This window comes from Streptomyces sp. NPDC003077 (genome assembly GCF_040611095.1).
In the GTDB taxonomy this organism is placed as follows: domain Bacteria; phylum Actinomycetota; class Actinomycetes; order Streptomycetales; family Streptomycetaceae; genus Streptomyces.
In genome coordinates this window covers 1-7,831 of the sequence record NZ_JBEXNM010000133.1, presented here as the reverse complement: position 1 = coordinate 7,831, position 7,831 = coordinate 1, and the positions used below count along the sequence as shown (strand labels likewise).

The 7,831-nt window shown below is 71.1% G+C and carries 4 protein-coding genes; 1 reads left to right on the top strand and 3 read right to left on the bottom strand.

Features of this window, described 5'->3' with window-relative positions:
• Positions 1 to 77: 77 nt before the first annotated feature.
• From ABZX96_RS37795 to ABZX96_RS37785, 3 genes are read right to left on the bottom strand one after another with little or no spacing between them, the layout of a single operon-like run.
• Positions 78 to 809 carry an alpha/beta fold hydrolase gene (locus tag ABZX96_RS37795; protein ID WP_355554145.1) on the bottom strand — a complete coding sequence of 244 codons (732 nt, stop codon included), beginning with the start codon at positions 807 to 809 and terminating at the stop codon, positions 78 to 80.
• Positions 806 to 2,437, bottom strand: coding sequence for a GMC family oxidoreductase N-terminal domain-containing protein (locus tag ABZX96_RS37790; protein WP_355554142.1), 1,632 nt, complete (start codon positions 2,435 to 2,437; stop codon positions 806 to 808). Before ABZX96_RS37790 ends, ABZX96_RS37795 begins: the two co-directional genes overlap by 4 nt.
• The gene (locus ABZX96_RS37785) at positions 2,434 to 5,835 is read right to left on the bottom strand and encodes an amino acid adenylation domain-containing protein (RefSeq protein WP_355554140.1); all 3,402 of its coding nucleotides are present in this window, start codon (positions 5,833 to 5,835) and stop codon (positions 2,434 to 2,436) included. The genes ABZX96_RS37790 and ABZX96_RS37785 overlap by 4 nt, the downstream gene beginning before the upstream one ends.
• 773 nt (positions 5,836 to 6,608) lie before the next feature.
• Between ABZX96_RS37785 and ABZX96_RS37780 the strand changes: the two genes are divergently transcribed.
• On the top strand, positions 6,609 to 7,247 hold the full coding sequence (locus ABZX96_RS37780) for a flavoprotein (protein ID WP_355554137.1): 639 nt from the start codon (positions 6,609 to 6,611) through the stop codon (positions 7,245 to 7,247).
• Positions 7,248 to 7,831 lie beyond the last annotated feature (584 nt).

The following is a 7,831-nucleotide window of genomic DNA, read 5'->3' as shown; positions in this document are numbered from 1 at the left end:
GCGTACGTCCTGGACGCGCCCGTGATGTGCGTCCGGTCCGAGCGGCGGCGCCGTGCGGCGCCGGCGGGAATCCGGGTTCACTCGGGCAGGTCTTCGCCCACGATTGCGATGATGTCCTTCGGTTCCTGCAAAGCGGCGAAATGCCCACCCGCGATCTCGACGCATCGGGATCGCGCGCTACTGTGCCCGGCCCACCGCGCCATCTGGTCCGGTGTCACGTAGGCGTCCTCGCGTGCGGCGATCAGCGTGAGCGGGTGGCCGACACGCAGGTCCGCGTGCCGGGGGTACTGCCGCCGGATGACGTAGTCCTCGCGCATGAGCCGCACCAGGTACTGGCTCATGGCGCTGTTGGACAGCAGCTCGGGCGGGGTGCCGCCGTCCGCGACGATCTTGGCGAGCAGTTCCTCGTCGGTCAGCGCGTCCGTGCCGTCGGGCGGCTGCAGCCCAGGTGGCAGCGCCGCCGAGAGGATGGCGCGAACCGGAGTCCGTCCCACCGCGCGCGCCACCTCGGCGCCCACCGCCAGGCTCAGCATCGCGCCGAAGCTGTGCCCGAAGGTGGCGTAGAGCAGGCGGGGCTCCCGCTCCCGGGCCCGGCGGAGGTCGTCGGCGACGTGCTCGGCCATCGCGGTCACCAGGGCCCGGTAGTCGTCGGTCCGCTGCTCGCGCATGCGGGTGCCGCGCCCGGGCTGGTCCACCCCGACGATCTCCAGGGAGGGACCGGCCAGGTTCTTCCACGGCCGGTACACCGCCGAGGTCGCCCCGGCGTGCGGGAAGCAGTAGAGCCGCACCGGGGGCGGGGCCGCGCTCACCACTGCTCCGTACCGTGGAAGATCTTCTCGGCGAGCATGATGGTGGTGAGGTTGGTCGGCGCGCTGGGGATCGTCGGGAAGACCGACGCGTCGACGATCCGCAGGTTCTCGGTGCCGTGGACGCGGCCGTCCTGGTCGACGACCGCCATCGGGTCGTCGGCCGGGCCCATCCTCGCCGAGCCGGTGGCGTGCCAGCCGGGGTTCATGATGTTGCGGACGCCGCTGCGCAGCACCTTGTCGTTCGCCACCATGGCGTCCGTCCAGAACTGCGTCGCCTCGAACCGGTCGGCCAGCCCCGGCGCGCGCAGGATGGTCCACGCCTTGCGGACGCCGTGGCACAGCCGCGACACGTCGTCGTCCTCGGTGCCGAGGCCGAGTTCGATGACCGGCCGGCCGCGGGGGTCGGCGTTCTCCAGGAACACCCTGCCGCGGGACTCCGGGCGCAGCAGCATGACGGAGATCCCGACCACCATGGGCCAGCCGAGGCGGTCGACGAAGCCGGGGATGGTCTGGCTGTCGACGTTGTTCAGGAGGCCGACCTGGATGTCCACGTCCTCGTCGAAGCCGCTGGACATGCGGGAGGCGACCTGGCGCCAGGGCAGGCCCGGCTTGCACACGCCGGACTTGGGCTTGGACCAGATGACGACGGAGGGGTGGTCGACCAGGTTCTCGCCGACGCCGGGCAGTTCCACGACGGGGGTGACGCCGAGGGACGCGAGCAGTTCGGCGCGGGCGACGCCGGAGCGCATGAGGATGACGGGCGTGCCGATGGCGCCCGCGCTGAGGATGACGTTGCCGGCCCGCACGGTGACCGGGCGCTCGCCCTCCAGCAGTTCGACGCCGACGGCGCGGTTGCCCTCGAACAGGACGCGGGTGACGCGGGTGCCGGTGCGCAGCTCCAGGTTCGGCAGGTCGCGGACCGGGGTGAGGTACGTCGTCCCGGTGTCCATGCGTTCGCCGTCGAGGGCGTTGGACGGCACCGGTCCGACGCCCCGCTCCTGACCGGCGTTGAGGTCGGGGAGGTCGGGCAGGCCCTGGCGGGAGCACTCGTCCCAGAAGGCGGCGTCCAGTTCGTGCAGCTGCTCGCGCAGCGGGCGGCGGATGGGCAGCGGGCCGTCATCGCCGTGGAGGGCGCCGGGGAAGTCGGGGTCGTTCTCGCTGCGGCGGTAGAAGGGCACCACGTCGTCCCAGGACCAGTCCGGGTTGCCGTGCGCGACCCATTCCTGGAAGTCGCGGGGCAGGCCGCGCAGCGCGATGGCCCCGTTGACGGCGGAGCCGCCGCCGACGACCTTGCCGAGCTGGTAGGGGAAGCGCGACCACAGGGCGCGGGTGACGCGGTCGTCGTCGGCGGCCGAGGCCTCCAGGGACCGCGGCTGTCCGGCGGCCAGGAGGTTGTCCAGCCGCTTGCTGCCGCGAAGGTTGGCCTTGTAGTCCCAGTTGTAGCCGTTGAGGATCAGGCGGCTGATGTCCGCCAGGGGGTGCGTCGCCTCCCGGGGGACGGGCTGGTCGCCGCCGGCCTCCAGGAGGAGGACGCGGTGCCCGTCCTTGGCGAGGTGGGCGGCCATGACCGCGCCGGCCGAACCGGCGCCGACGATCACGTGGTCCCATGCGTCCGCGGTGCTGGTCATGCCTGCGCCTCCTTGATCGACTCGATGATCTCGGCGAAGGCCGCGACGGTCGCGTTCATGAACAGGCCCTCGATCACCTGCTGTTCCGCCTCGGCGCCGATGCCGAATTCGGTGCGGAGGTGGCCGATGATCCCGACGGCGTGCAGCGAGTCACCGCCAACGTCGAAGAAGCCGTCCTCGATCCCGAAGTCGCTGTGGCCCAGCTGCTCCGCCCACATCGCCAGGAGGCGTTCCTCGATGGCGTTGCGCGGCGAGACCCGGTCGTCGGTCTCGGCGGCGTCGTTCCATGGCGTGGGCAGCGCCTTCTGGTCGATCTTCCCGTTGGGGGTGAGCGGGAGGGCGTCGAGCGGGACGTAGTGGCTGGGGACCATGTAGCCGGGCAGCAGCGCGGCCAGCGCCTCGCGCAGCACGGCCGGTTCGGTGGCGTTCGGGTCGGTGGCCAGGTGCGCGTCGTCGCGGACGAAGTACGCGGCGAGCTGGCGCTGTCCGGTGCGCGGGTGGACCGGCGCGGTGACCAGGGCGTGCCGCACGCCGGGCTGGCGGCCGAGGGTGGTCTCGATCTCGCCGAGCTCGACCCGGTAGCCGTTGATCTTCACCTGGAAGTCCTGGCGGCCGAGGATCTCGATGTTCCCGCCGGGCAGGTAGCGGCCCAGGTCGCCGGTCTTGTAGAGGCGTTCGCCGGTGACCGGGTGCTCGATGAACCGTTCCGCCGTGCGCGCGGGGTCGCCCCAGTAGCCCTGGGCGACGCCGACGCCGCCGATGTGGATCTCGCCGGTCACGCCGACGGGGCTGGGCTCCAGCCACTCGTTGTAGACGTGCAGCGTCTGGTTGGCCAGCGGCGTCCCGTAGGGGATGCTCGACCACTCCGGCGGCACCTCGCCGATCGGGTAGTGCACCGACCAGATGGAGCCCTCCGTGGCGCCGCCGAGGCTGATCACCCGCATGCCGGGGACGCGCTTGCGGATCTGGTCGGGCAGGTCGGTGGGGATCCAGTCGCCGCTGAGCAGCGCCAGCCGCAGGCCGCCGGCGTGCGGGGGGTCGGTCTCGCCGTGCGAGTCCACCCACATCCGCATCGGCGCGGGCACGCTGTTCCAGATGGTGACGCCGTGCCGGTCGATCAGCTCGGTCCAGTGGGCGACGTCGTTGGCCTGCTTGGGGTTGGGGACGACGACGGTGCCGCCCGCGCCCAGGACGCCGAAGATGTCGTAGACGGACAGGTCGAAGTTGGCGGGCGCGAGCGCCAGCACGCGGTCCTTCTCGGTGACGTCGAACCGCCGGTTGATGTCCTGCACCGTGTTGGCGGCGCTGCGGTGGGTGATCATCACCCCCTTCGGCTCTCCCGTGGACCCGGAGGTGAAGATGACGTACGCCAGGTCGTCGTACGCCTGCCGGCTCTCCACCGGGTCCGCGCTACATCGCAAGGTGGCCTCGTCGTCGGGCGCGAGGACCTCGACGCCCTCGGGCCAGGTGAGCTGGTCGCGCAGGTCGCGGGTGGTGATCACGGCCTTGGCTCGGCACTGCCGCAGCAGCTTGTGGCGGCGCTGCTCGGGCAGCTCCGGGTCGATGGCGACGTAGGCGGCGCCGGCGTGCAGCACGCCCAGGATGGCGGTGATCTGCTCGCCGCCCGGCCGCATCGACACCGCGACGATCGTGTTCGGTTCCGCGCCGCAGCTCTCGCGCAGCCGGCGCGCGAGCCGGTGGGCGCCCTCGTCGATCTCCCGGTAGGTGAACTCCGCGCCGTCGGTGATGACGGCCACCGCGTCCGGGCGGCGGCGCGCGGATCCTGCCACCAGTTCGTGCAGCAGGGCGGGCGCGATGTCGGTTTCCGTCGCGTTGGCGCGCTCGCGCTCGTCCGCCTGCGCGGCGGGCAGCGGGACGACGCCGCGGACCTGCTCCCACACCGTCTCGTCGTGCGCGAGCCGGTCCAGCAGGTCCAGGTAGGCGCCGAACATGGCGTCGACGGTGCCCTCGGGGAACAGGGCGTCCACGGCGTTCCAGTTCAGCAGGAGTTCGCCGTCGCACTCGAAGACCTGGTTCTCCAGCCAGACCTGCGGCGTCTGGCTGCGGCCCTCCACCAGCTCGCCGAACGCCCCCAGGGCGTCGCCGGTCGCGGCGTCACCGGCCGTGCCGAGCATGCTGGAGAACACCACCGGCATGGAGACGCTGCGCCCGTCGCCCTGCCGCCGGGTCAGCTCGCGCAGCACGCGGATGCCGCCGAAGGCCGCGTGGTCCAGGTCCGCGAGGTACTGGCGCTGCACGGCGGCGGCGCGCTCCTGGAACGTCTCGCCGGCGTCGCCGGTCACGGTGAGCAGGCTGGGCGTCAGGAAGTCGCCCATGATCCGGTCGACGTCCGGGTGCACCGGCAGCCGGTTGACGAGGGTGAGGGTGAGGGTGAAGTCCTGCCGCTTCGACCAGACGCGCAGCACCTCGGCGTACGCGGCGAGCAGCAGCGTCGACGGCGTCAGGCCCCGGCGCCCGGCCACCGCGCACAGGGCGGCCCAGCGCTCCTTGGGCAGGGTCGCGCGGTGCGGGACGAAGTCGGGGCGGCCGATCCGCTCGGGCGCGAGCGCCAGCGGGAGTTCGGGGGCCGGCGGCAGGTCCTCCAGCCGCGCGCGCCAGTAGTCGGCGGCCCGCGCGACCAGGGGCCCGTCCCGCAGCTCCCGCTCGGCCAGGACGTAGTCGCGGAAGGAGAGGTCCAGCGGCTCGGGCGACCAGGCCGGGTCGTCGTAGAAGCGCCGCCACTCCTCCAGGAGCACGAAGAGGCTGCGGACGTCGACGAACAGCAGGTCCAGGCTCAGGTGCAGGCGGACGCGGTCCTCGTCCAGCAGCGTGGCGCGGATGTCGAACAGCGGCCAGCGGTCGGTGGGCAGGACCTGGTCGCCGAGTTCGGCCCGGGTCTTCTCCAGCGCCGCCGTCTGCTCGCCGGGGGTCTTGCCCCGCACGTCGGTGGCCACGATCTCGTACGCCGGGACGTGCTCCAGGACGCGCTGCTCGCCGTCGGACTCCACCACCGCGCGGAGCATGTCGTGCCGGTCGACGACCTTGTGGAGGGCCGCGGTCAGCCGTGGCAGGTCCAGCCCGCGGCTCTCGAACTCCAGGTAGTAGTGGCTGGAGACGCCGCCCAATTCCAGGCCCTTGTGGCGGCCTATCAGGTAGGCGTGCTGAATGTCCGTGAGCGGGAACGCGTCGTGGCGCTCCTGTGGCCGCGGCGCGATGCCAGGGAGGTTCACCGGGTGCGGATTTCCCCGGAGCAGGGCGACCAACCGGTCGTGGTGCGCGGTGACGGCGTCCTGCAGTTCCGGGGTCAGGGTGCCGTCCGGCGCCTCGACGTCGAGGCGCTCGCCGTGGAGGCGAAGGTTGACACGCCGATCTCTCAATTCGACCAGAAGATCTTCCATGAAGACTCCGTGCCTCTCATCAGTGCTTCGCGTGAATTCCTGCACAGGCCAGGCTCCGGAAGACAGGAGCGTGGAAACCACCGGGGAGAACCCACGGCAATACAACCGGGGAGAACCCCACGGCAACACAGGGGAAAAACAAGACGCCCGCCCACGCCCCGTCCGCTCGCACGGACGGTCCAACCTGTGGATCTTGGCGAGATCACCTCATCGGTCGACGTATCGTAAGCACAGGATCACGGCATTGACAAGATCACCGGATACTGATCACGGCATTACCCCGGCTCCTTTTGCGCGGCCTTCCGTGGCGCGTCCTGGACACGCATGTTTGAACCACTTCCGCACGGGATAAGCTCGGCCGCCACCGTGCTCCGCCCCCCAATCCGCGCGACCCGCCGGACAATTGACGGAACGCGATCGCCGACGCCCACGGCCCGCCACCAGCGCCTTTTCGCTGAAATGCAGATAACGCCGCCGGCGGGCCGCCCCACATGGGCCCACCGATTAATTCGCGCTGTTCGAAGACGGGTGGCCGCACCCACCGGGGCCGCGCCCCCGGCATTGTCCATACCAATTCCCGCAGCCTCACATCCCGCGTTCCGCGCGGCCACCCCTGTGGCGCGAACCCGCCACGCCACCCCGCGGCCCGGCCGCGCCGGCCCCGATCCGACCAGGCCGGAGGGGCCCGTCCGGCCCCGCGGCGTACCCCGGCCGGCCCTGGTCAACAGCCGCCGTACCGCGCTCCTTTCGGCCGCCGCACTCGGCATTGGCGTGTGCGCGCCAGCACCGTTGAACCGGGTGAACACCCTGTGCATCATGTGCGCATGACCCAAGAGACTTCTCCGCAGTCACCTGAGCCGCGCATACTCGTCGGCGCCACCGGCTCGGTCGCCGTGACGTCGCTTCCCGCGTACCTCAATGCGATGCGCGGCGAACTCGGCGGCACCTACACGGTGCTGATGACGCACACCGCGACGGACTTTCTCCCCGCGCACGTCGTGCAGCTTTCCGCCGAGCGCGTCATCAGCGGAGAGTCCCCACACGACTGGCCCACCGACAAGCCCTCCCGCCTCGTGGCGGACCACGACATCCTCGTGGTTCTCCCCGCCACCGCGCATATGCTCTCGGTCGCCGCGACGGGCGCCGCGCCCAATCGTTTGGGCACGGTCATCCTGGCGGCCAATTTTCCCGTCGTGTATTTCCCGTCCATGGGTGCCACCATGTGGCACAGCCCGGCGGTCCAGCGGAATATCGCGCAGATCCGCGAGGACGGGCAACACGTCGCGGAGCCGGACTGGCACGACAATTACGACGTGAACACGGGCGCCGTTTCCCACCACCCGACCATGCCCGCCCCGCAGCAGGTGGCGAAAATCGTCGGGGATCTGCTGACGCGGAAGAAATCCTCCTGATCCCTCCGCTGCCGACTCCCGCACGAATTCACGCGGATTCACGCGGATTCACGCGGATTCACGCGGATCGCCTTTCCGCGCACTTCCCCCTGATCGTTCGGAAAGAAGAGGGACGAGGGATCAGAAAGCGCGGAAGGGAATCGCGGAACGGCACGCTCGGGCGTATGCCTGAACGCCGTGAGGGTGCCCACCGGCGGTATGGCCGGGTGGGCACCCTCACGGTGCGAAGCTTCCGTTGGCTGTTTCCGTTGGCTGTTTCCGCACGTCGCTTCCGTGCGCGGTTCCTTTGGCCGTCTCTGCACGTCACTTCCGTGCGCGGGTTCCCGTTGGCTGTTCCTGCACGTCGCTTCCGGGCGCGGGTTCCCCGTTGGCCGTTCCTGCACGTCGCTTCCGTGCGCGTGCGCCGTGCGCCTGCTCCGTGCGTTGTGTGTACGCCTGCGTCTTCCTCCCTGTGCGCCCTTCGTCCGCGGCGGCCCCCTCCCCCCTGACGCGCCCGTCCCCACCCACGCCAATGGCCCGTATGCCCGGGGGGCGTACGGGGCGCCGACCACCATCGGGGCCACACCCCGCGCCAGGAGCTGGAA